The sequence below is a fragment of the Pseudomonas sp. BT-42-2 genome (genome assembly GCF_025847435.2).
GTDB lineage: Bacteria > Pseudomonadota > Gammaproteobacteria > Pseudomonadales > Pseudomonadaceae > Aquipseudomonas > Aquipseudomonas urmiensis.
This window is the reverse complement of the sequence record NZ_JAOYTM010000013.1, coordinates 21,197-45,853: the sequence shown is the minus strand read 5'-3', so window position 1 is coordinate 45,853 and position 24,657 is coordinate 21,197. Positions and strand designations below refer to the sequence as shown.

19 protein-coding genes are annotated in these 24,657 nt (G+C 63.0%); 17 read left to right on the top strand and 2 right to left on the bottom strand.

All coding sequences use genetic code 11. The features are described from left to right. Positions 1 to 33: 33 nt before the first annotated feature. Positions 34 to 1,476 carry a SulP family inorganic anion transporter gene (locus tag OIU19_RS16225; RefSeq protein WP_264235858.1) on the bottom strand — a complete coding sequence of 481 codons (1,443 nt, stop codon included), beginning with the start codon at positions 1,474 to 1,476 and terminating at the stop codon, positions 34 to 36. A gap of 148 nt (positions 1,477 to 1,624) precedes the next feature. Next, positions 1,625 to 3,340, bottom strand: a complete 1,716-nt coding sequence (locus OIU19_RS16220; protein ID WP_264235857.1) for a S8/S53 family peptidase — start codon at positions 3,338 to 3,340, stop codon at positions 1,625 to 1,627. A 127-nt stretch (positions 3,341 to 3,467) separates the two neighbouring features. Between OIU19_RS16220 and OIU19_RS16215 the strand changes: the two genes are divergently transcribed. The 17 genes from OIU19_RS16215 to OIU19_RS16135 all read left to right on the top strand — a co-directional run bounded on the left by OIU19_RS16215 (position 3,468) and on the right by OIU19_RS16135 (position 24,616). Then, entirely contained in the window at positions 3,468 to 4,232 is a 765-nt protein-coding gene (locus tag OIU19_RS16215) for a secretin N-terminal domain-containing protein (RefSeq protein WP_264235856.1), read from the top strand. A 494-nt stretch (positions 4,233 to 4,726) separates the two neighbouring features. Then, a complete protein-coding gene (gene aceA / locus OIU19_RS16210; RefSeq protein WP_264235855.1) occupies positions 4,727 to 6,052 on the top strand; it encodes an isocitrate lyase in 1,326 nt (441 codons plus the stop codon). A gap of 234 nt (positions 6,053 to 6,286) precedes the next feature. After that, positions 6,287 to 6,949, top strand: coding sequence for a lysoplasmalogenase (locus OIU19_RS16205; protein WP_264235854.1), 663 nt, complete (start codon positions 6,287 to 6,289; stop codon positions 6,947 to 6,949). Positions 6,950 to 7,330: 381 nt separating this feature from the next. Next, on the top strand, positions 7,331 to 7,744 hold the full coding sequence (locus tag OIU19_RS16200) for an NADH-quinone oxidoreductase subunit A (protein WP_003251427.1): 414 nt from the start codon (positions 7,331 to 7,333) through the stop codon (positions 7,742 to 7,744). A gap of 9 nt (positions 7,745 to 7,753) precedes the next feature. Next, positions 7,754 to 8,431, top strand: a complete 678-nt coding sequence (locus OIU19_RS16195) for an NADH-quinone oxidoreductase subunit B family protein (RefSeq protein WP_012313769.1) — start codon at positions 7,754 to 7,756, stop codon at positions 8,429 to 8,431. Positions 8,432 to 8,510: 79 nt separating this feature from the next. Beyond that, positions 8,511 to 10,292, top strand: a complete 1,782-nt coding sequence (gene nuoC, locus OIU19_RS16190; protein WP_264235853.1) for an NADH-quinone oxidoreductase subunit C/D — start codon at positions 8,511 to 8,513, stop codon at positions 10,290 to 10,292. Between the two features lie 2 nt (positions 10,293 to 10,294). After that, positions 10,295 to 10,792 (top strand): NADH-quinone oxidoreductase subunit NuoE, encoded by a 498-nt coding sequence (nuoE, locus tag OIU19_RS16185; RefSeq protein ID WP_186557152.1) that lies wholly within the window; start codon positions 10,295 to 10,297, stop codon positions 10,790 to 10,792. After that, positions 10,789 to 12,168: an NADH-quinone oxidoreductase subunit NuoF gene (gene nuoF / locus OIU19_RS16180; RefSeq protein WP_264235852.1), complete on the top strand. Its 1,380-nt coding sequence runs from the start codon at positions 10,789 to 10,791 to the stop codon at positions 12,166 to 12,168. The genes nuoE and nuoF overlap by 4 nt, the downstream gene beginning before the upstream one ends. 133 nt (positions 12,169 to 12,301) lie before the next feature. Then, complete coding sequence (gene nuoG / locus OIU19_RS16175; protein ID WP_264235851.1) at positions 12,302 to 15,016, top strand: NADH-quinone oxidoreductase subunit NuoG; 2,715 nt, start codon at positions 12,302 to 12,304, stop codon at positions 15,014 to 15,016. Continuing rightward, a complete protein-coding gene (gene nuoH, locus OIU19_RS16170; RefSeq protein ID WP_186557155.1) occupies positions 15,013 to 16,020 on the top strand; it encodes an NADH-quinone oxidoreductase subunit NuoH in 1,008 nt (335 codons plus the stop codon). The genes nuoG and nuoH overlap by 4 nt, the downstream gene beginning before the upstream one ends. An 11-nt stretch (positions 16,021 to 16,031) precedes the next feature. Beyond that, complete coding sequence (nuoI, locus tag OIU19_RS16165) at positions 16,032 to 16,580, top strand: NADH-quinone oxidoreductase subunit NuoI (RefSeq protein ID WP_027592814.1); 549 nt, start codon at positions 16,032 to 16,034, stop codon at positions 16,578 to 16,580. A 10-nt stretch (positions 16,581 to 16,590) separates the two neighbouring features. Further along, positions 16,591 to 17,091, top strand: a complete 501-nt coding sequence (gene nuoJ, locus OIU19_RS16160) for an NADH-quinone oxidoreductase subunit J (RefSeq protein ID WP_186557156.1) — start codon at positions 16,591 to 16,593, stop codon at positions 17,089 to 17,091. A gap of 3 nt (positions 17,092 to 17,094) precedes the next feature. After that, positions 17,095 to 17,403: an NADH-quinone oxidoreductase subunit NuoK gene (nuoK, locus tag OIU19_RS16155; protein WP_008096201.1), complete on the top strand. Its 309-nt coding sequence runs from the start codon at positions 17,095 to 17,097 to the stop codon at positions 17,401 to 17,403. Next, positions 17,400 to 19,253, top strand: coding sequence for an NADH-quinone oxidoreductase subunit L (gene nuoL / locus OIU19_RS16150; protein ID WP_264235850.1), 1,854 nt, complete (start codon positions 17,400 to 17,402; stop codon positions 19,251 to 19,253). Before nuoK ends, nuoL begins: the two co-directional genes overlap by 4 nt. A 49-nt stretch (positions 19,254 to 19,302) precedes the next feature. Beyond that, positions 19,303 to 20,835 carry an NADH-quinone oxidoreductase subunit M gene (gene nuoM / locus OIU19_RS16145; RefSeq protein WP_186557158.1) on the top strand — a complete coding sequence of 511 codons (1,533 nt, stop codon included), beginning with the start codon at positions 19,303 to 19,305 and terminating at the stop codon, positions 20,833 to 20,835. 7 nt (positions 20,836 to 20,842) lie between these two features. Continuing rightward, positions 20,843 to 22,312 carry an NADH-quinone oxidoreductase subunit NuoN gene (gene nuoN / locus OIU19_RS16140; RefSeq protein ID WP_264235849.1) on the top strand — a complete coding sequence of 490 codons (1,470 nt, stop codon included), beginning with the start codon at positions 20,843 to 20,845 and terminating at the stop codon, positions 22,310 to 22,312. Positions 22,313 to 22,552: 240 nt separating this feature from the next. After that, positions 22,553 to 24,616 carry a TonB-dependent receptor domain-containing protein gene (locus tag OIU19_RS16135; RefSeq protein ID WP_264235848.1) on the top strand — a complete coding sequence of 688 codons (2,064 nt, stop codon included), beginning with the start codon at positions 22,553 to 22,555 and terminating at the stop codon, positions 24,614 to 24,616. Positions 24,617 to 24,657: the final 41 nt, after the last annotated feature.

Below are 24,657 nucleotides of genomic sequence, written 5' to 3'. Positions count from 1 at the left end.
GGCTGCGTGGGAGCGGGCTTGCCCCGCGATGCATCAGTGCTGCTCGCCCGCGCGCTTCAACAGCTTCTTGCAGCGCTCCGACAGATGCACCACCCGCAGGTGCTTGCCGGCCTTGGCATAGCGTTCGCGCAAGGTCTGCAACGCCGCCACCGCCGAGTAGTCGACAAAGCTCAGGTGCTTGCAATCGAGCGTCACGCTGGGCGGATCGCCCGCCGGGTCGAACTGATTGAGAAAGGGCGTGGTCGAGGCAAAGAACAACGTGCCATGCACCTGGTAACGCTTGCCGCCTTCACCATCGTCATGGCTGTCGGCATACAGCTCACGGGCATGCTGCCAGGCAAAGTTGACCGCCGCGATGACGATCCCGAACAGCACCGCTGTAGCCAGATCGGTGAACACCGTGACCACGGTGACCGCAATGATCGCCAACACATCGCTGACCGGCACCTTGTGCAGCACGCGCAAAGAGGCCCAGGCGAAGGTCTGCTGGGCCACCACGAACATCACCCCGACCAGCGCCGCCAGCGGGATGCGCTCGATCAGCGGCGACAGGAACAGCACGAACAGCAGGATCATGCCCCCAGCGACCACCCCACTCAGCCGGCCACGGCCGTTGGAGCTGAGGTTGATCACGGTCTGGCCGATCATCGCGCAGCCGCCCATGCCACCGCACATCCCCGAAACCATGTTGGCCGCACCCAGGGCCACGCACTCACGGTCGGGAAAGCCGCGGCTTTCGGTGATCTCATCGGTCAGGTTGAGGGTCAGCAGGGTCTCCAGCAGGCCGACCATGGCCATCAGCAGCGCGTAAGGAGCAATGATCTTCAGGGTTTCCAGAGTCCATGGCACGTCCGGCCAGGCCAGCTGGGGCAGGCCGCCCGCGATATGGGCCATATCGCCCAGGGTGCGGGTCGGTAGATCGAGCAGGTACACCAGCAGCCCCACCCCGAGGATCGCCACCAACGCCGGCGGCACGGCGCGGGTCAGCCGCGGCAAGACGTAGACCACCAGCATGGTCAGCGCCACCAGACCGATCATCAGGTACAGCGGCGAGCCACTGAGCCACTGCTCGCCGCTCTTGAAATGCTCAAGTTGGGCCAAGGCGATGACAATCGCCAGGCCATTGACGAAGCCCAGCATCACCGGATACGGCACCAGGCGCACCAACTTGCCCAAGCGTAGCGCGCCGAACAGAATCATCAGTACCCCACCCAGCAGTACCGTGGCCAGCAGGTACTGGGCGCCGTGCTGCACCACCAGGGCGACGATCACCACCGCCATGGAGCCCGCAGCGCCGGAAATCATCCCAGGACGACCGCCGAACAATGCCGTCAAGGTGCAAATGATGAAGGCGCCGTACAGGCCCATCAGCGGGTTGAGATGGGCGACCAGGGCGAAGGCGATGCATTCCGGGACCAGGGCGAAAGAGGTGGTCAGGCCGGCGAGGATGTCGGCGCGTAATCGGGCGGGTTTCATGAAGTTCCTGCGAAGGTGTCTGTGGCTGACCCCATCGTGGGGCAAGCCCGCTCCCACGATCTCAAGCGACAGCGTGGGAGCGGGCTTGCCCCGCGACAGGGCCAGCGATGTTACGGAATTTGTCCTACAGCGGCCACCCTTGCGCGGCTCAGCGCACCCGCTGCAGGCTCTGCACCGCTAGATCCAGGGCGCGCTGCATGTCCAGCCGCGCCGATCGGCCCAAGTCTGGGTGATTGAGCTGGCCATTGCGCTCCGACGGCAAAATCGGCGCAGTCAGGTCCTCGGCGTCCATGGCCTCGAAGTCTTGCTCCAGGCCCAGGGTCAGCGCGCTGCGCCGCAGCAGCATGCGCACTTGCTCGGGGGTCAAGCTGGGGTTGATCGACAGCATCGCCGCCACCGTGGCGGTCACCAGCGGCGTGGCATAGGAGGTACCGCAATGCGCCTCACTGGCCTGCGCCGAACGGATACAGGCGGCGGCGCTGACATCCACGCGCATATCGATGTTGGAGCTTTGCCGCTTGCGCACATGCTGCGGATCGGTCACTGGCACGCCCTTGTCACTGCGCTGATGACCACCGACCACCAGCAACTGGTCGGTGACGAACGACGACGGCAGGCGGTATTCGTCAGTGCCTGACCAAGACGCGCCATTGCCCGCCGAATTGACCACGATCACCTCGGGATGGGCCTTGCGCAGCCACAGGAAGAACTCCTCGAGCAACTCTTCATAGCCGCTCATGGCAAGCCCCGAGCGCACCAGCGAATCGACCTCATCGCCCTGCACGTCCTTCGCCCCGACCCGATGGATACCCCAGCTCCAGTTCAGCACCCGTGCGCCATCCTCGACCAAGTTCACCGAAGCGGCGATGTTGGCGGTGATCCCAGCGTCGGAGTTACGTTCGACGATGACCTCGAAGCCTGGGCTGGCCTTGCCAAGGCCAGTCAGAAAGCCACCTTCGGCGCCCTGTCCGGCGAGGATTCCAGCAACATGGCTGCCGTGGCTTTCAGCCTTGTCACCGTCGCGGGCGTAGACGCAGGTTTGCCCCTGCGGGCAAGGCCCGCGATAGCCGGTAAAGGCTGGGGCATCGAAGTCGACCTCACGCTCGATCACGCCAATGCGTACCGGCTTGACCGGTATTGCCGAGGCCTGGATCCGCCGCTGGTAGAAATACAGCGCGTCCATGAAGCGGTTGGCGGCCCACTCGTCTGCCTGGTTGATCGCCTGCCGAGACGGCCCTGTGCTTTCTTCGCCACGCTCCGGGGCTGACTCTTCGATGATCAGCGCATCGACACTGGCCTCGCTGCCCATGCGCAGGATCATCGCGTCACGTTGGATCAAGTCATGCACAGGTAGGCGCAACTGATAGACGTTGAGTGGCGCGATGGCGCCGACCACCTTGGCGCCGTACTTGTCGGCGATGCGTTGGGCTTCCTGCAAGCCCGGGTGTTTTTCCTCGATCAGCAGGCTGACCAGGTCCAGGTAGGTGGTCAGGCCATCCATGTTCTTTGCCACTTCATCAGCAGTGGCGGCCACTACATGGCTGCGCTGGCGGCTAAGCCAGACGGGGTTACTCTTCTCACCGGCAGATTCCAGCCACAGCGGTGCGCTGGGCTGGTGTGCGCCGGTGAGGGTAAATGTCAGGTTATCGCCCTGGCGCTGGACATCGCCGTCAGGGAGGCGCTGACCGGCAAGCCAGACGGTAGGCGTTTGTACGCCCAGGCCCTGGGCATGGAGACACCATTGCTGCCGGTCTTCGCTGAGCAGATCGGCGCAGCGCTGCAGCGACTTGATGCGCAACGGCTCCTGGGCCGCCAAGGCGGCGTGGGTGAGCAGGCAGAACAGCAAGATTGGATAGCGCTTCATAATGAGGACCCTGTTGCCACATTGGCTGCGACTGCCTGGGCAAGACAAAGGTTCAGAGCGGGCAGTGCCGGCATAAAAGCGTTTCGGTGTGATCCACACCCGGCAAGACCCGTACAAATTTGCCATCATGTCCATTCCACCCGCGGAGATCATGGACATGCCGCTACGCCCCCTCATCGCTTCCCTGCTGTTGGCTGCGAGCCTCACCGCCCAGGCCGCCACCGAGGTCGTGCCGCTTCAGCACCGCAGCAGCGCCGAACTGCTGCCCACCGCCCAGGCCTTCCTGGGCAAGGACGGCAGCGTCAGCGCCTTCGAGAACAAGTTGATCGTCAACGCCGAGCCGGAGCGCATCGACGACCTGCGCACCCTGCTGCAACAACTCGATACCGCCCCCAAGCGCCTGCTGATCAGCGTCGACAACAACGACAGCAACTTCCAGGACAACCGCGGCAACGCCCGGGTCATCCGCTACGGCACCGCCAATCGCGACGGCGGCATGCAGCAAGTGCAGGCCAGCGAGGGCCAGCCGGCGCTGATCCAGGTCGGCCAAAGCATCCCTATCACCAGCAGCAGCACCGACGGCTACGGGCGCATCCAGACCAACACCGAATACCGCAACGTGACCCAGGGTTTCTATGTCACGCCGAGCCTCAGCGGTGAGACGGTTCGCCTGGCAATCAGCAGCAATAATGATCGAATGAGTAGCGAACGTCCCGATGTAGTGAAAGTGCAAAGCACCGACACAACCGTCACCGGCAAGCTCGGCGAATGGATCACCCTGGCCGGGTTCAATCAGCAAAGCCAAGCCGAGCGCAACCCGTCAAGCCTCAGTTACAGCACCCAGCGCGGTGAAAACATGACATTGCGTGTCAAAGTCGACCTTGTGGACTGATCCCAGGCAATTCAAGGCCTCGACCAAAGGCCTTGAAACTGACTGCCGAGTCGCATTAGACCAAAGATGTAGTAACCGAAAAAAAGCACTACAAAACATTTGACAGGTACTTTTTGCCAAGGGCATGATGGCCTCGCTCCCGCTAATCAGAGGCCCTGGCAAGGGTCTTCGAGGCGCGTTCCTCCCACCCCTGGAGGCGCCTCGTGTCTATACGGCCCACAAGGCGGTTCGACCGGATTGCGACTGCAACGAGAAGTTGTCCCGAGGGACGGAAGCGCATCACCGCAGTCACCAGGCAAGCCATGTCGCCCCGCAGCAAGGCATCCACGAGCCGACCTGCAGCCATCGCTGACCCACGCTGCACCTCCTTCCCCTTCGAGCCTTCGCGTTCGCCGTCGCAACACCGCCGAACAGGACAGCCGTCAGGCCTCTGATCCGCGACTTTTGAGCATCAGCACAATTACCCCAAGATCGATGCGACGAGGTTTATTTCCATGGCACTGACACGCGAACAGCAAATTGCAGCCCTCGAGAAAGACTGGGCCGAGAACCCGCGCTGGAAAGGCGTGACCCGTACCTACACGGCCGCTGATGTCGTTCGCCTGCGTGGCTCGCTGCAACCGGAGCACACCCTGGCCCAGGTGGGTGCAGAAAAACTGTGGAAGCTGGTCACCCAAGGTGCCCACCCCTCTTTCCGCCCTGAAAAAGATTTCGTCAACTGCATGGGCGCCCTCACCGGCGGCCAGGCTGTTCAGCAGGTCAAGGCCGGCATCCAGGCTATCTACCTGTCCGGCTGGCAGGTTGCCGCCGACAACAACTCGGCCGAGTCGATGTACCCCGACCAGTCGCTGTACCCGGTCGACTCGGTTCCGACCGTGGTCAAGCGCATCAACAACTCGTTCCGCCGCGCCGACCAGATCCAGTGGAAAGCGGGCAAGAACCCAGGTGACGAAGGCTACATCGACTACTTCGCGCCAATCGTGGCCGACGCTGAAGCCGGTTTCGGCGGCGTGCTGAACGCCTACGAGCTGATGAAGAACATGATCGAAGCGGGCGCCGCTGGCGTGCACTTCGAAGACCAGCTGGCTTCGGTGAAAAAATGCGGTCACATGGGCGGCAAGGTACTGGTACCGACCCAGGAAGCCGTACAAAAGCTGGTCGCTGCACGTCTGGCTGCCGACGTTGCCGGCGTACCGACCATCATCCTGGCCCGTACCGACGCCAACGCAGCCGACCTGCTGACCAGCGACTGCGACCCGTACGACCAGCCGTTCGTGCTCGGTGAGCGCACCCGTGAAGGCTTCTACAAGGTGCGTGCCGGCCTCGACCAGGCCATTGCTCGCGGCCTGGCTTACGCGCCGTACGCCGACCTGATCTGGTGTGAGACCGCCAAGCCGGACCTGGACGAAGCGCGTCGTTTCGCCGAGGCGATCAAGAAGGAATACCCAGACCAACTGCTGTCGTACAACTGCTCGCCTTCGTTCAACTGGAAGAAGAACCTGGACGATGCCACCATCGCCAAGTTCCAGCGCGAACTGTCGGCCATGGGCTACAAGCACCAGTTCATCACCCTGGCTGGCATCCACAACATGTGGCACGGCATGTTCAACCTGGCGCACGACTACGCCCGCAACGACATGACCGCCTACGTCAAACTGCAAGAGCAAGAGTTTGCTGACGCGGCTAAAGGCTACACCTTCGTCGCGCACCAGCAGGAAGTGGGCACCGGTTACTTCGATGACATGACCACGGTGATCCAGGGTGGCGCTTCGTCGGTGACCGCGCTGACCGGTTCGACTGAGGAAGAGCAGTTCCACTGATAGAGAGTGGCTTGCTGCTGAAATGAAGAAGGCCCGGGCCACCGTTGAGGTGCCCGGGCCTTTTGTCGTCTGCGTCTGTACTGGCCTCATCGCGGGCAAGCCCGCTGCTACAGGTCATGCGCCACATTTGACATCGGCGCATGACCTGAGCGGGCTTGCCCGTGTCGAGGCGGATACGGGCAGCAACAGAGGTTAGGGTCTATGCTTGCCCCATAACTACAGCAAGGACTGCCCATGTCCCGCCCATTCAGCCTGTTGGTTTTGGCCCTGGTCGCCGCTGCCCTCTATCTATATGCGCTGGCCAGCGGCAACGCTGTGCTCGCCCTGCTGGCCAAACCGGTCCCGGTGCTAGCCCTGATCCTCTGGCTGCGAACCACTCCGGCCACGACCTACCGCCGCTGGATCATGATCGGCCTTGGTTTTTCGGTACTGGGCGACATATTCCTGGCTATTCCAGCGGATCTGTTCGTATTCGGTCTGGGCGCGTTTCTGTTTGCTCACCTGGCCTACCTGCGCGGCTATTACAGCCAAAACCGCCAAAGCGCCCTGCCCGCCCTGTTGCTCGCCGCGGTCGCTGGCAGCGGGTTGTTCTACCTGCTCGCCAGCCACGGCCTAGGTCCCCTGTTGCTACCGGTGGCGTTGTACGCCCTGGTGATCAGCGCAATGCTCTGGCGCGCTCTGGCCTGCGGTGGCCTGGCAGCGCTAGGTGCTTGCCTGTTCGTGTTCTCCGACAGCCTGATCGGGATCGACCGCTTCGTCAGCCCGTTTCCTGCGGCGCAGTACCTTATCATCCTCGCCTACTGGCTCGGCCAATGGGCGATCGCGTCGTCGGCCGCACGCGGCTTAATCGGTAAAGTATTGATCCAGAGCGGGGCACGCAGTGCGCAAAACTGCTAGAACGAGAGTTTTTCGCATTTGCAAGTAGCGAGGTGTGCCCAATGAACTTTGCAAGGCTCAGACCCGGTAAAGTTAACCGGCTCAAATCAAATGATATTAATTATCATTACGCAACTTACAAGTCGTTACGCGAGGCAAGAAACATAATTAACAAAAGCAGGCGTAATGCCCGAATACCAAGGCTTTCAGCCAGTTACAAAAGTTTTTTGTTCTTAATCCTACGAATAAATTTGCGACAGAAATTTTACTTGCACTGGGTTTACCCATAAAATCAGCGCGATTGATTCAGCTGCGACATTTGGTCACTGCACCTGCGACACCACGTCGCCGCTTTACTTATTTCAGACTGCAGAGCTGGGTCTCTGTATAAGGATCTCTAGCATGTCCGATTCGGCAGGACTCATCGCCCACAACTGGGGCTTTGCCATCTTCCTCCTGGGTGTCGTCGGCCTGTGCGCCTTCATGCTCGGTCTGTCCAGCCTGCTCGGTAGCAAGGCCTGGGGCCGCGCCAAGAACGAACCCTTCGAATCCGGCATGCTGCCCGTAGGCAGCGCCCGCCTGCGCCTGTCCGCCAAATTCTATCTGGTCGCGATGCTGTTCGTGATCTTCGATATCGAAGCCCTCTTTCTCTTTGCATGGTCTGTGTCCGTCCGCGAAAGCGGCTGGACCGGATTCGTCGAAGCACTCGTTTTCATAGCAATTCTGTTGGCAGGTCTTGTCTACCTATGGCGCGTCGGGGCACTTGATTGGGCTCCCGAAGGTCGCCGCAAGCGGCAAGCGAAGCTGAAACAATGAGGCTTTGGCATGCAATACAATCTCACCAGAATCGATCCGGATGCGCCCAACGAGCAGTATCCGGTCGGTGAGCGGGAAACCGTCACCGACCAACTGCTAGAGGACCAGGTCCACAAGAACATCTACATGGGGAAACTCGAGGATGTTCTGCGTGGCGCGGTCAACTGGGGGCGCAAGAACTCCCTCTGGCCGTACAACTTCGGCCTGTCCTGCTGCTACGTGGAAATGACCACGGCCTTCACGGCACCCCACGACATCGCCCGCTTCGGCGCCGAAGTCATCCGGGCCTCGCCGCGTCAGGCCGACTTCATGGTCATCGCCGGGACCTGCTTCATCAAGATGGCGCCGATCATCCAGCGCCTGTATGAGCAGATGCTCGAACCTAAATGGGTCATCTCCATGGGTTCGTGCGCCAACTCCGGTGGCATGTACGACATTTACTCGGTCGTTCAGGGGGTCGACAAGTTCCTCCCCGTGGATGTCTACGTACCTGGCTGCCCGCCACGCCCTGAGGCGTTCCTGCAAGGCTTGATGCTGCTGCAGGAATCGATCGGACAGGAGCGACGCCCGCTTTCCTGGGTGGTTGGTGATCAAGGCATTTACCGTGCCGAGATGCCTGCCCAGAAAGACCTGCGTCGCGAACAGCGTATCGCGGTAACCAACCTGCGCAGCCCCGACGAAGTCTGATCCAGCGACCTGCCGCCCGCTCCCCCTGGAGCCGGCGGCCTGGCTTCATTCTCTACGTTGACCCAAAGCGACCGAGACCATGACAGCGGACAACGCTATTTTCATTCCGCCTTACAAGGCTGACGACCAAGATGTGGTCGTCGAACTGAACAACCGTTTTGGCGCCGAAGCATTCGTCGCCCAAGAGACCCGCACCGGCATGCCAGTGCTGTGGGTCAAGCGCGCCCAGCTCAAAGAGGTGCTCAGCTTCCTGCGCGGCGTCGCCAAGCCCTACAGCATGCTGTACGACCTGCACGGTGTCGACGAACGCCTGCGCACCCAGCGCCGCGGCCTGCCCGCCGCCGATTTCAGCGTGTTCTACCACCTGCTGTCGGTCGAGCGTAACAGCGACGTGATGATCAAGGTCGCGCTCAGCGAAGGCGACCTGAACCTGCCGACCGTGACCGGCATCTGGCCAAACGCCAACTGGTACGAGCGTGAAGTCTGGGACATGTTCGGCATCGACTTTGCCGGCCACCCGCACCTGAGCCGGATCATGATGCCGCCGACCTGGGAAGGTCACCCGCTGCGCAAGGACTACCCTGCCCGCGCCACTGAGTTCGATCCCTACAGCCTGACCCTGGCCAAGCAGCAGCTTGAAGAGGAATCGGCTCGCTTCAACCCGGAAGCCTGGGGCATGAAGCGCCAGGGCGCCAACGAGGACTACATGTTCCTCAACCTTGGCCCCAACCACCCATCCGCACACGGTGCGTTCCGTATCGTCCTGCAGCTGGACGGCGAAGAGATCGTCGACTGCGTCCCGGACATCGGCTACCACCACCGTGGTGCCGAGAAGATGGCCGAGCGTCAGTCCTGGCATAGCTTCATCCCCTACACCGACCGTATCGACTACCTCGGCGGGGTGATGAACAACCTGCCGTACGTGCTCGCGGTCGAGAAGCTCGCCGGTATCCAGGTGCCGCAGAAAGTCGACGTGATTCGTATCATGCTCGCCGAATTCTTCCGCATCACCAGCCACCTATTGTTCCTGGGTACCTATATCCAGGACGTCGGCGCCATGACCCCGGTGTTCTTCACCTTCACCGACCGCCAGCGCGCCTACACCGTGATCGAAGCGATCACCGGCTTCCGCCTGCACCCGGCCTGGTACCGCATCGGTGGTGTTGCCCACGACCTGCCGCGCGGCTGGGACAAGCTGGTCAAGGACTTCGTCGAATGGCTGCCCAAGCGTCTCGACGAGTACACCAAGGCGGCCCTGCAGAACAGCATCCTCAAAGGCCGGACCATCGGCGTTGCCGCGTACAACACCCAGGAAGCGCTGGCATGGGGCACCACCGGTGCCGGCCTGCGTTCCACCGGTTGCGACTTCGACCTGCGTAAAGCCCGCCCCTACTCCGGCTACGAGAATTTCGAGTTCGAAGTACCGCTGGCCCACAACGGCGATGCCTACGATCGCTGCATGGTCCGGGTCGAGGAGATGCGCCAGAGTATCCGCATCATCGACCAGTGCCTGCGCAACATGCCGGAAGGCCCGTACAAGGCGGACCACCCGCTGACCACGCCGCCACCGAAAGAGCGCACCCTGCAGCACATCGAGACCTTGATCACGCACTTCCTGCAAGTCTCGTGGGGCCCGGTGATGCCGGCCAACGAGTCGTTCCAGATGATCGAAGCGACCAAGGGCATCAACAGTTACTACCTGACGAGCGATGGCGGCACCATGAGCTACCGCACCCGGATTCGTACCCCAAGCTACCCGCACCTGCAGCAGATCCCTTCGGTGATCAAAGGCAGCATGGTCGCGGACTTGATCGCGTACCTGGGCAGTATCGACTTCGTTATGGCTGACGTGGACCGCTAAGCATGAACAGCACGCTTATCCAAACCGACCGTTTCGCCCTGAGCGAAACCGAGCGCTCGGCCATCGAGCACGAGATGCACCACTACGAGGACCCGCGCGCGGCGTCCATCGAAGCCCTGAAGATCGTCCAGAAACAGCGCGGCTGGGTGCCAGACGGCGCCATCTACGCGATCGGCGAGATCCTCGGCATCCCGGCCAGCGACGTCGAAGGTGTGGCTACGTTCTACAGCCAGATCTTCCGTCAGCCGGTTGGCCGCCACATCATTCGCGTGTGCGACAGCATGGTCTGCTACATCGGCGGCCATGAATCGGTCGTCAGCCAGATCCAGAGCGAGCTGGGCATCGGCCTGGGCCAGACCACCGCAGACGGGCGCTTCACCCTGCTGCCGGTGTGCTGCCTGGGCAACTGCGACAAGGCCCCGGCGCTGATGATCGACGATGACACCTTTGGCGACGTACAGCCTGCTGGCGTCACCAAACTGCTGGAGGGTTACGTATGACCATCACTTCCTTCGGCCCGGCCAACCGCATCGCGCGCGCAGCCGAAACCCACCCGCTGACCTGGCGCCTGCGTGACGACGGCGAGCCAGTCTGGCTCGCCGAGTACCAGGCCAAGGACGGCTACACCGCCGCCCGCAAGGCACTGGCGCAGATGTCCCAGGACGACATCGTCCAAACCGTCAAGGACGCCGGCCTCAAGGGCCGTGGTGGCGCTGGCTTCCCCACTGGGGTGAAGTGGGGCCTGATGCCCAAAGACGAATCCATGAACATCCGCTACCTGCTGTGCAACGCGGACGAAATGGAGCCCAACACCTGGAAGGACCGCATGCTGATGGAGCAACAGCCCCATCTGCTGGTCGAGGGCATGCTGATCAGCGCCCGCGCCCTGAAGGCCTACCGTGGCTACATCTTCCTGCGTGGCGAGTACACCACCGCCGCCAAGAACCTCAACCGCGCCATCGATGAAGCCAAGGCCGCAGGCCTGCTGGGCAAGAACATCCTGGGCAGCGGTTTTGATTTCGAGCTGTTCGTGCACACCGGCGCCGGGCGCTACATCTGCGGTGAAGAAACCGCACTGATCAACTCGCTCGAAGGCCGCCGCGCCAACCCGCGCTCCAAGCCGCCCTTCCCTGCCGCCGTAGGCGTGTGGGGCAAGCCGACCTGCGTGAACAACGTCGAAACCCTGTGCAACGTTCCGGCCATCGTCGGCAACGGCGTCGACTGGTACAAGTCGCTGGCCCGCGAAGGCAGCGAAGACCACGGCACCAAGCTGATGGGCTTCTCCGGCAAGGTGAAGAACCCCGGCCTGTGGGAGCTGCCGTTCGGCGTTACCGCCCGCGAGCTGTTCGAGGACTACGCCGGTGGCATGCGCGATGGCTTCAAGCTCAAGTGCTGGCAGCCTGGCGGCGCCGGTACCGGGTTCCTGCTGCCAGAACATCTGGATGCACAGATGTACGCCGGCGGCATCGCCAAGGTCGGCACGCGGATGGGTACGGGCCTGGCCATGGCAGTCGATGACAGCATCAACATGGTCTCGCTGCTGCGCAACATGGAAGAGTTCTTCGCCCGCGAATCGTGCGGCTGGTGCACCCCATGCCGTGACGGCCTGCCCTGGAGCGTGAAGATGCTGCGCTCGCTGGAGCAAGGCCAAGGCCGCGCCGAAGACATCGAGACCCTGCTGGGCCTGGTCAACTTCCTCGGCCCTGGCCGCACCTTCTGTGCTCACGCACCCGGTGCCGTCGAGCCATTGGGCAGTGCCATCAAGTACTTCCGGTCCGAGTTCGAGGCCGGCGTCGCCAGCCAATCCGCTGGCGAGGCCCTGCGCCCGAACCTGGCCAAGCCAATCCCGACCGGGCCGATCGTGGTCGGCGCATAACAAGATCACGTGCGGGTGGTCCGTGCCATCCGCCAGCCTCGCAGGCTCGTCCGAGTGTCTCGGGCAGAGCCGCAGGCACACCGATTTCCATTAGCCACGCCTGCTCACGCGGGCCAACGAAGAACTTTGAACCATGGCCACTATCCACGTAGACGGCAAAGCGCTCGAAGTCAACGGTGCGGACAACCTGTTACAGGCCTGTCTGTCGCTCGGCCTCGACATCCCTTATTTCTGCTGGCACCCGGCGCTCGGTAGCGTCGGTGCCTGCCGGCAGTGTGCGGTCAAGCAGTACACCGACGAGAACGACACCCGTGGTCGTATCGTCATGTCGTGCATGACCCCTGCCTCCGACGGCACCTGGATCTCCATCGAAGATGAAGAGTCCAAGGCGTTTCGCGCCAGCGTCGTCGAATGGCTGATGACCAACCACCCGCACGACTGCCCAGTCTGCGAGGAAGGCGGTCACTGCCACCTGCAAGACATGACGGTGATGACCGGCCACAACGAGCGCCGTTACCGTTTCACCAAGCGTACTCACCAGAACCAGGACCTCGGCCCGTTCATTTCCCACGAAATGAACCGCTGCATCGCCTGCTATCGCTGCGTGCGTTACTACAAGGACTACGCTGGCGGCACCGACCTGGGTGTCTACGGCGCCCACGACAACGTGTACTTCGGTCGCGTTGAAGACGGCGTGCTCGAAAGCGAGTTCTCCGGCAACCTCACCGAGGTCTGCCCGACCGGTGTGTTCACCGACAAGACCCACTCCGAGCGCTACAACCGTAAGTGGGACATGCAGTTTGCCCCTAGCATCTGTCATGGCTGCTCGAGCGGCTGCAACATCAGCCCGGGCGAGCGCTACGGCGAACTGCGCCGGATCGAGAACCGCTTCAACGGCTCGGTCAACCAGTACTTCCTGTGCGACCGTGGCCGCTTCGGCTATGGCTACGTCAACCGCAAGGACCGCCCGCGCCAGCCACAGCTGGCCGATGGCACCAAGCTGGGCCTCGACGCCGCCCTGGACAAGGCCGCCGACCTGCTGCGCGGCCGCACCATCGTCGGTATCGGCTCGCCACGCGCCAGCCTGGAAAGCAACTACGGCCTGCGCGAGCTGGTCGGTGCCGAGTACTTCTATTCGGGTATGGAAGCCGGCGAACTGGCCCGTGTCCGCCTGGCACTGAATGTACTCAACGCCAGCCCCCTGCCCGTGCCGACCCTGCGTGAGATCGAAGATCACGACGCCGTGTTCGTGCTCGGTGAAGACCTGACCCAGACCGCCGCCCGCGTTGCCCTGGCCGTGCGCCAGGCCACCAAGGGCAAGGCCGAAGCCATGGCCGACGCCATGCGCGTACAGCCTTGGCTCGACGCTGCGGTGAAAAACATCGGCCAGCACGCGCTGTACCCGCTGTTCATCGCCAGCCTTGCTGAAACCAAGCTCGACGACGTCGCCGAAGAGTGCGTGCATGCAGCTCCCGCCGACCTGGCGCGCCTGGGCTTTGCCGTGGCCCACGCCATCGACCCGAGCGCTCCGGCCGTAGCAGACCTGGACGATGACGCCAAGGCCCTGGCCCAGCGCATCGCCGATGCCCTGGTCGCCGCCCAGCGTCCGCTGGTGGTTGCCGGTACCTCGCTGGCCGACCCGGCCCTGATCGAAGCGGCCGCCAACATCGCCAAGGCGCTCAAGCTGCGCGAGAAGAACGGCTCGCTGAGCCTGGTCGTGCCTGAGGCCAACAGCCTCGGCCTGGCCATGCTCGGCGGTGATTCGGTGGATGCCGCGCTGGATGCAGTGATCAGCGGCAAAGCCGACGCCATCGTGGTTGTGGAAAACGACCTATACGCCCGCCTCCCGGCCGCCAAGGTCGACGCGGCCCTGGCTGCGGCCAAGGTGGTGATCGTCGCCGACCACTCCAAGACCGCCACCAGCGATCGCGCCCACCTGATCCTGCCAGCGGCATCGTTCGCCGAAGGCGACGGCACCCTGGTCAGCCAGGAAGGCCGTGCCCAGCGCTTCTTCCAGGTGTTCGATCCGACCTACCTGGACAGCAGCATCCAGATCCACGAAGGCTGGCGCTGGATGCACGCCCTGCGTGCCACCCTGCTCAACAAGCCGGTCGACTGGACCCAGCTGGACCACGTCACCAGCGCCTGCGCCGAAGCCGCGCCGCAACTGGCCGGGATCGTCAACGCCGCGCCAAGTGCTGCGTTCCGCATCAAGGGCATGAAGCTTGCCCGTGAGCCGCTGCGCTACTCCGGCCGTACTGCCATGCGCGCCAACATCAGCGTGCACGAACCGCGCACCCCGCAAGACAAAGACTCCGCGTTCGCCTTCTCCATGGAAGGCTACTCGGGCTCGGTCGAGCCCCGTCAGCAGGTGCCCTTCGCCTGGTCGCCGGGCTGGAACTCGCCGCAGGCCTGGAACAAGTTCCAGGACGAAGTCGGTGGCCACCTGCGTGCCGGTGACCCAGGCATCCGCCTGATCGAGTCGCAGGGTGATCGCCTTAACTGGTTCAACGCCATTCCGGGCGCCTTCAACCCGCCCCGTGGTAGCTGGACTGCAGTACCGTTCTTCCACCTGTTCGGCAGCGAAGAGAGCTCCTCGCGCGCCGCGCCCGTGCAAGAGCGCATCCCGGCCCCCTACGTGGCCCTGGCCAAGTCCGAAGCCGATCGCCTGGGCGTCAACGACGGTGCAATGCTGAGCCTGACCGTGGCCGGTGTGGCACTGCGCCTGCCGCTGCGGATCAATGAACAGCTGGGCGCAGGCCTGGTCGCGTTGCCGAAAGGCCTGGCCGGCATTCCGCCAGCCATCTTCGGTGCATCCGTAGAAGGCCTGCAGGAGGCAGCACAATGAGCTGGTTCACCCCCGAAGTGATCGATGCGATCATCGCCGTGGTCAAGGCCGTGGTGGTCTTGCTGGCCGTGGTGGTCTGCGGCGCGCTGCTCAGCTTCGTCGAGCGGCGCCTGCTGGGCTGGTGGCAGGACCGTTACGGTCCGAACCGGGTTGGCCCGTTCGGCATGTTCCAGATCGCTGCAGACATGCTGAAGATGTTCTTCAAGGAAGACTGGAACCCGCCCTTCGTCGATCGGATGATCTTCACCCTGGCACCGGTGGTGGCGATGAGCGCCCTGCTGATTGCCTTCTCGATCATCCCGATCACCCCGACCTGGGGCGTTGCCGACCTGAACATCGGCTTGCTGTTCTTCTTCGCCATGGCCGGTCTGTCGGTCTACGCCGTGCTGTTCGCCGGCTGGTCGTCGAACAACAAGTACGCCCTGCTCGGCAGCCTCCGGGCCTCGGCACAGACCGTCTCCTACGAGGTGTTCCTGGGCCTGGCACTGATGGGCGTGGTGGTGCAGGTTGGCTCGTTCAACATGCGCGACATCGTCGATTACCAGGCGCAGAACCTGTGGTTCATCATTCCGCAGTTCTTTGGCTTCTGCACCTTCTTCATCGCAGGCGTGGCCGTGACTCACCGTCACCCGTTCGACCAGCCGGAAGCAGAACAGGAACTGGCCGACGGCTACCACATTGAATATGCCGGTATGAAATGGGGCATGTTCTTCGTCGGTGAGTACATCGGCATCATCCTCATCTCGGCGCTGCTGGTAACCCTGTTCTTCGGTGGCTGGCACGGTCCGTTCGGCATCCTGCCGCAAGTACCGTTCCTGTGGTTCGCCCTGAAGACCGCGTTCTTCATCATGCTGTTCATCCTGCTGCGCGCCTCGATCCCGCGCCCACGCTATGACCAGGTGATGGACTTCAGCTGGAAGTTCTGCCTGCCGCTGACCCTGATCAATTTGCTGGTGACCGCTGCGCTCGTGCTTTACAACACGCCAGCCGTCGCGGCCCAGTGAGGATTTGACCCATGTTCAAGTATATCGGCGACATCGTTAAGGGCACCGGCACCCAGCTGCGCAGCCTGGCCATGGTGTTCTCCCACGGGTTCCGCAAACGCGACACCCTGCAGTACCCCGAAGAAGCTGTGTACCTGCCGCCGCGCTACCGCGGGCGCATCGTCCTCACCCGCGACCCCGATGGCGAGGAGCGCTGCGTAGCGTGCAACCTGTGCGCGGTGGCCTGCCCGGTTGGCTGCATCTCGTTGCAGAAGGCCGAGACCGAGGACGGTCGTTGGTACCCGGAGTTCTTCCGCATCAACTTCTCGCGCTGCATCTTCTGCGGCCTGTGTGAGGAAGCCTGCCCGACCACCGCGATCCAGCTCACGCCGGATTTCGAAATGGCCGAGTTCAAGCGTCAGGACCTGGTGTACGAGAAAGAAGATCTGCTGATCTCCGGCCCCGGCAAGAACCCTGACTACAACTTCTACCGTGTTGCGGGTATGGCCATCGCTGGCAAGCCGAAAGGCTCTGCACAGAACGAAGCTGAGCCGATCAACGTGAAGAGCTTGCTCCCATAAGGACAGAAAGATGGAATTCGCTTTCTACTTCGCATCCGGGATCGCCGTGGTCTCCACCCTTCGGGTGGTGACCGGTACCAACCCTGTGCATGCCCTGCTTTACCTGATCATTTCGCTGATCTCCGTGGCCATGATCTTCTTCAGCCTGGGTGCGCCGTTCGCCGGTGCCCTGGAAGTGATCGCCTACGCCGGCGCCATCATGGTGCTGTTCGTGTTCGTGGTGATGATGCTCAACCTTGGGCCGGCGTCGGTCGCCCAGGAACGTGGCTGGCTCAAGCCAGGCATCTGGGCAGGGCCGGTGTTGCTCGGCACCCTGCTGCTGCTCGAGCTGCTCTACGTGCTGTTCGTCGCGCCAAGCGGCGCCGGCATCAGCGGCACCACCGTGGACGCCAAGGCCGTCGGCATCAGCCTGTTCGGCCCTTACCTGCTGGTGGTCGAACTGGCCTCGATGCTGCTGCTCGCCGCAGCCGTCACCGCCTTCCACCTGGGCCGCAACGAGGCGAAGGAGTAAATCATGGGTGCTATCCCTCTCGAGCATGGTCTGGCGGTCGCCGGCATCCTGTTCTGCTTAGGTCTGGTTGGCCTGATGGTCCGCCGCAACATTCTCTTCGTCCTCATGAGCCTGGAAGTCATGATGAACGCCTCTGCCCTGGCGTTCATCGTCGCCGGTGCCCGTTGGGTGCAACCCGACGGCCAGGTGATGTTCATTCTGGTGATCAGCCTGGCAGCCGCCGAGGCCAGTATTGGCCTGGCGATCCTGCTGCAGCTGTATCGCCGCTTCCACACTCTCGACATCGATGCTGCCAGTGAGATGCGCGGATGAACCTTATCTTCCTGACTTTCGTCTTTCCCCTGATCGGCTTCTTGCTGCTGTCGTTCTCCCGTGGACGGTTCTCGGAGAACCTGTCCGCGCTGATCGGCGTCGGCTCGGTGGGCCTCTCGGCCGCGACGGCCGCCTACGTGATCTGGCAGTTCAACGTCGCCCCGCCGGAAGGCGGCGCGTACAGCCAGCTGCTGTGGCAGTGGATGTCGGTGGACGGCTTTGCGCCGAACTTCACCCTGTACGTGGACGGCCTGTCGGTGACCATGCTCGGCGTGGTCACTGGCGTAGGCTTTTTGATCCACCTGTTCGCCTCCTGGTACATGCGTGGCGAAGCCGGCTACTCGCGCTTCTTCTCGTACACCAACCTGTTCATCGCCAGCATGCTGTTCCTGGTACTGGGCGATAACCTGCTGTTCATCTACTTCGGCTGGGAAGGCGTGGGCCTGTGCTCGTACCTGTTGATCGGTTTCTACTACAGCAACCGCAACAACGGTAACGCCGCGCTCAAGGCGTTCATCGTCACCCGCATCGGCGACGTGTTCATGGCCATCGGCCTGTTCATCCTGTTCGCCCAGCTGGGTACCCTGAACGTGCAGGAACTGCTGGTGCTGGCACCGCAGAAGTTCCAGGCAGGCGACACCTGGATGGTTCTGGCCACCCTGATGCTGCTCGGTGGTGCGGTGGGTAAATCGGCGCAGCTGCCGCTGCAGACCTGGCTGGCAGACGCGATGGCCGGTCCTACCCCGGTTTCGGCCCTGATCCACGCCGCGACCATGGTGACCGCAGGCGTCTACCTGATCGCCCGTACCCACGGCCTGTTCGCCCTGGCGCCGGACATCCTGCACCTGGTCGGCATCGTCGGTGGCGTGACCCTGGTCCTGGCCGGCTTCGCCGCGCTGGTCCAGACCGACATCAAGCGTATCCTCGCCTACTCGACCATGAGCCAGATCGGCTACATGTTCCTCGCCCTGGGCGTAGGTGCCTGGGACGCGGCGATCTTCCACCTGATGACCCACGCCTTCTTCAAGGCCCTGCTGTTCCTTGCTTCCGGTGCGGTGATCGTGGCCTGCCACCACGAGCAGAACATCTTCAAGATGGGCGGCCTGTGGAAGAAACTGCCGCTGGCCTACGCCAGCTTCGTGGTCGGTGGTGCGGCCCTGGCGGCCCTGCCAATCGTCACCGTCGGTTTCTACTCCAAGGACGAGATCCTCTGGGAAGCCTTCGCCAGCGGTAACACCGGTCTGCTGTACGCCGGTCTGGTCGGTGCGTTCATGACCTCGCTGTACACCTTCCGCCTGATCTTCATCGCCTTCCACGGCGAAGCCAAGACCGAAGCCCACGCTGGCCACGGCATTAGCCACTGGCTGCCCCTGGGTACCCTGATCGTGCTGTCGACCTTCGTCGGCGCCTGGATCCATCCGCCGCTGGCAGGTGTTCTGCCAGAGAGCGCTGGTCACGCTGGCGGCGAAGCCAAGCACAGCCTGGAAATCGCTTCGGGCGCCATCGCCATCGCCGGTATCTTGCTGGCTGCGGTGCTGTTCCTGGGCAAGCGTCGCCTGGTCACCGCGATCGCCAACAGCGGCATCGGCCGGGCGCTGTCGGCCTGGTGGTTCGCCGCCTGGGGCTTCGACTGGATCTACGACAAGCTGTTCGTCAAACCTTACCTGCTGATCTGCCACATCCTGCGCAAGGATCCGGTGGACCGCAGCATCGGCCTGATTCCTCGGATGGCGCGTGGCGGCCACGTCGCCATGAGCAAGACCGAGACTGGCCAGCTGCGCTGGTACACCGCTTCGATCGCCGTAGGTGCAGTACTCGTGCTCGGCGCCGTGCTGGCGGCTGCGGTATGACTATGAATCTTGCGAACCTTGCGACTTTGCCAAAGGAAACGAACCCGTCATGATTTTGCCTTGGCTGATCCTGATCCCCTTCATCGGCGGCTTCCTGTGCTGGCTGGGCGAGCGCTTCGGCTCGACCCTGCCGCGCTGGATTGCGCTGCTGACCATGTCCCTGTTGCTCGGTATCGGCCTCTGGCTGTGGGGCACCGGCGACTACACCTTGGCCCCTGCCCCGGGCGCTGAACCTGCCTGGACCTTGGAATACAAGGTCGAGTGGATCAAGCGCTTCGGCATCAGCATCCACCTGGCGCTCGATGGCCTGTCGCTGCTGATGATCCTGCTCACCGGCCTGCTCGGCGTGCTCTCGGTGCTGTGCTCATGGAAAGAGATCCAGCGCCACGTCGGCTTCTTCCACCTCAACCTGATGTGGATCCTCGGCGGCGTGGTCGGGGTGTTCCTGGCCCTGGACCTGTTCCTGTTCTTCTTCTTCTGGGAAATGATGCTGGTGCCGATGTACTTCCTCATCGCGCTCTGGGGTCACAGCTCGGCAGATGGCAAGAAGACCCGGATCTACGCGGCGACCAAGTTCTTCATCTTCACCCAGGCCAGCGGCCTGATCATGTTGGTGGCGATCCTCGGCCTGGTGCTGGTCAACTACAACACCACCGGCGTGATCACCTTCAACTACAGCGACCTGCTCAAGGCCGAACTGCCAGCCGGTACCGAATACCTGCTGATGCTGGGCTTCTTCATCGCCTTCGCGGTCAAGCTGCCGGTAGTGCCGTTCCACTCCTGGCTGCCTGATGCCCACGCCCAGGCGCCAACGGCAGGTTCGGTGGACCTGGCGGGTATCTTGCTGAAGACGGCGGCCTACGGCCTGCTGCGTTTCGCCCTGCCGCTGTTCCCCAATGCGTCGGCCGAGTTCGCCCCGATCGCCATGACCCTGGGCCTGATCGGCATCTTCTACGGTGCGTTCCTGGCCTTCGCGCAGACCGACATCAAGCGTCTGATCGCCTTCTCCAGCGTCTCGCACATGGGCTTCGTGCTGATCGGTATCTACTCCGGCAGCCAGCAAGCGCTGCAAGGCGCAGTGATCCAGATGCTCGCCCACGGTCTGTCGGCTGCCGCGCTGTTCATCCTGTCCGGCCAGCTGTACGAGCGCCTGCACACCCGCGACATGCGCCAGATGGGTGGCCTGTGGCACCGCATCGCCTACCTGCCGGCCATCAGCCTGTTCTTCGCTGCGGCATCGCTGGGCCTGCCAGGCACGGGTAACTTCGTTGGCGAATTCCTGATCCTGATCGGCAGCTTCGTCCACGTGCCTTGGATCACCGTGATCGCCACCACCGGCCTGGTCTTTGGTTCGGTCTACTCGCTGATCATGATCCACCGCGCCTACTTCGGTCCGGCCAAGTCCGACACCGTCCTGGCGGGCATGGACAGCCGCGAGCTGATCATGGTGCTGGGTCTGGCGGGGCTGCTGATTCTGCTCGGTGTCTACCCGCAGCCGTTCCTCGACACCTCTGCCGCCACCATGAGCGGTGTGCAGCAGTGGCTCGGCTCCGCTTTCACTCAACTCGCTTCGGCCCGGTAAGAGCGCTATGGAATTCACCACTCAACACTTCATCGCACTGGCGCCGATGCTGATCACCACCATCACCACAGTCGTGGTGATGCTGGCGATCGCTTGGAAGCGCAATCACTCACAGACCTTCCTGCTGTCCACCATCGGCCTGAACCTGGCCCTGCTGTCGATCCTGCCGGCGCTGAAAGTTGCGCCGCTGGCGGTCACCCCGCTGATCACCATCGACAAGTTCGCCTGCCTGTACATGGCGATCATGCTGGTCGCCACCCTGGCCTGCGTGACCCTCGCGCACGCCTACCTGGGCGAAGGCTCCAAGGGCTATCCGGGCAACCGCGAAGAGCTCTACTTGCTGCTGCTGATGTCGGCCCTGGGCGGTCTGGTGCTGGTCAGCGCCAACCACCTGGCGGGTCTGTTCATTGGCCTTGAGCTGCTGTCGGTGCCGGTCTACGGGCTGGTGGCGTACGCGTTCTTCAACAAGCGCTCGCTGGAAGCCGGTATCAAGTACATGGTCTTGTCGGCGGCCGGTTCCGCCTTCCTGCTGTTCGGCATGGCACTGCTGTATGCCGATGCAGGCAGCCTGAGCTTCGACGGCATCGGCAAGGCCCTGGCCAGCACTGGCATGCCAAGCCTGCTGGCGCAACTGGGCCTGGGCATGATGCTGGTTGGCCTGGCCTTCAAGCTGTCGCTGGTGCCGTTCCACCTGTGGACCCCGGACGTCTACGAAGGCGCCCCGGCGCCGGTCGCAGCCTTCCTGGCCACCGCCAGCAAGGTCGCGGTGTTCGCCGTGGTGGTACGCCTGTTCATGCTCTCCCCTGCTGCTAGCAGTGGCGTGCTGAGCACCGTACTGGCAGTGATCGCCGTGGCCTCGATCCTGATCGGTAACCTGTTGGCGCTGACCCAGAGCAACCTCAAGCGTCTGCTCGGTTACTCGTCGATCGCCCACTTCGGCTACCTGCTGATCGCCCTGATCGCCAGCAAGGGCCTGGCCCTGGAAGCCATGGGCGTGTACCTGGTCACGTATGTGATCACCAGCCTTGGCGCCTTCGGCGTTATCACCCTGATGTCCTCGCCGTACGCTGGTCGTGATGCCGACGCCCTGTACGAGTACCGCGGCCTGTTCTGGCGTCGTCCGTACCTGACTGCGGTTTTGACCGTGATGATGCTGTCGCTGGCCGGTATCCCGCTGACTGCAGGTTTCATCGGCAAGTTCTACATCATCGCTACCGGCGTCGAGTCGCAGCTGTGGTGGTTGGTCGGTGCCCTGGTCATCGGTAGCGCCATCGGCGTGTACTACTACCTGCGGGTCATGGTTACCCTGTATCTGGTCGAGCCGAACCTGCGCCGCCACGATGCCCCGCTGAAGTGGGAGCAGCGCACCGGTGGCGTGATGCTGCTGGCCATCGCCCTGCTCGCCTTCGTCCTCGGTGTGTATCCGCAGCCGTTGCTGGAGATGGTTCAGCAGGCGGGTCTGCAACTGATCGGCTGATTGCTTCAAGGCGGTACAAAACACCTCGCTTCGGCGGGGTGTTTTTTTTCGCGGCCGCTGTGCGGCCCATTGCGGGGCAAGCCCGCTCTCACGCCAGCCTGAAGTGCGCACTGCAGGCTGGCGTGGGAGCGGGCTTGCCCCGCGATGAGGCCGGTGATTTCACTACAGATCGAGCACTGTGCTTCGTCTGCCATTTGCAGCGTCAGACTCCCGCACTCGATCTGGAACCTCTCTAAAGCCATGCGCCCCACCCTGCCCCTTTCCCTGCTGGCAATGCTCGTCGCCAGCACCAACGCCCAGGCCGCTGGCCGCATCGAACTCGACCAGGTACTGATCCAGGATCAGCAGCAAAGCGAGCTCGACGCCGCCCGCGAGCGCCTGCTCGAGATCCCCGGCGCCAGCAACCTGGTGGATATGCAGCGGGTTGGACAAGGTCGAGTGGCCAGCAACCAGGACGTGCTCGCCTATCAGCCGGGGGTGTTCGCCCAGTCTGCCGGTAACGACGGCATCAAGCTGTCGATTCGCGGTTCGGGCATCAACCGCGCCCCCGGCGCTCATGGCTCCGGTGTCTACACGATGTTCGATGGTTTGCCGCTGACCGGCCCCGGCGGCACTCCCTATGAACTGTTCGAGCCGCTGTGGCTGAGCCGCGCCGAAGTCCTGCGTGGTGCCAATGGTTTCGATCAAGGCGCGCTGGCCTTGGGCGGTGCGATCAACTACGTGACCCATACCGGCTACGATGCCGCGCCCTTGCAACTGCGCTATGAAATGGGCAGCCGTGGCTATGCCCGACGCCACATCAGCTCCGGCCAGGTGCTGGGTAACCTTGACTACTATGTGGCACTGACCGACGCCGAATACGACGGCTACCAGCAGCACAGCAGCGGTAGTGCCAAGGGGATCGCCGCCAACGTCGGTTATCGCTTCAACCCCAACCTGGAAACGCGCTTCTACCTGCGCTACCGGGAGACTGAAAACGAGCTGGCCGGGCGCTTGCGCAAAGACCAGATCAAGCACGACCCACGGGCAGCCAACGCTGCCTACCTGGCCCGCGACGACAGTCGCCCGCAACCGGGCAGCACCTGGGTCGGCAACAAGACCACGGTATTCCTCGACGATGACTCGCGCCTGGAAGCCGGGCTGGTCTATCACGACTATCCGATGGACCTGCGCGAAGGCCCGATGCGCTTGAAGGTCGCCTACACCGATGTCAGCGGCAGCTTGAACTACCTGCGCCGCGACACCCTGTTTGGCCGTGAGAGCAAGACTACCGTCGGCTGGCGCACCACCAAGCACTTGCCCAACAGTGGCGCCTCGCAGTTCAAACGCAACGGCGACGTGATCGGCGCGCGCACCCGCGACTTCAGCTACCAGGGTTCGGACACGGTCCTGCACATGGGCAACGATCTGGAGCTGATCCCCGACCTGTGGCTGACCACGGGCCTGGCGATGATCTACACCCGCCGCGAGAGCGATGTCAGCTACCCCGCCGCTGGCGGCAAGGTCAGCCAGCATGATTGGGACTATGCCCCGCGGGTTGGCCTGCGCTATGACCTGAACCCCAACCTGCAGGTTTATGGCAACCTCAGCCGTTCGGTCGAGCCGCCACATCCCTGGTCGCTGATCTGGAGTTCGCCCGCCGTGAGTGGCGGGCAGATCCAGCCCATCGAGATGCACAACCAGACCGCCACGACCCTTGAGCTGGGGGCTCGGGGTGAGGCCGCTGTTGGCCGCTGGGAATTGGCTTGGTATTACTCGCAAGTGCGCCACGAGCTGTTGGCAGTGGAGATCGTGCCCGGCATACCAGCGGCCGAATTCAACGCCAGCCCTACCGTGCACCAGGGGGTCGAAGCTGCGTTGGACAGCGTGCTGTGGGAGGGTGCCGGCGTCGGCAAGCTGGCGTTGCGCCAGGCCTACACCTTCAGCGACTTCCACTACCGCGACGATGACAAATTCGGCGACAACCGCCTGCCAGGCATCCCCATGCATTACTACCAGGCCGAATTGCGCTACGACTGGCCAAGCGGCTTCTATGCCGGGGTCAACACGCAGATGGCGTCCAAGGTGCAGGTCGACTATGCCAACAGCGGCCATGCCGATGCCTATGCGTTGCTCGGTGCGCGCCTGGGTTGGGACTCACCCAAGCAGGACTGGCAGACCTGGCTGGATTTGCGCAACCTGACCAACAAGCGTTACGCGGCGACGGTGACGCCTGGCTATGACGATGCTGGCAAAGACATGCCACGGATGACGCCGGGTGAAGGCTTCGGGGTGTATGCCGGGGTGTCCTACACCTTGCGTTGATGAGCCATCCAGGCCAAGTGTAATTGGGGCCGCTGCGCGGC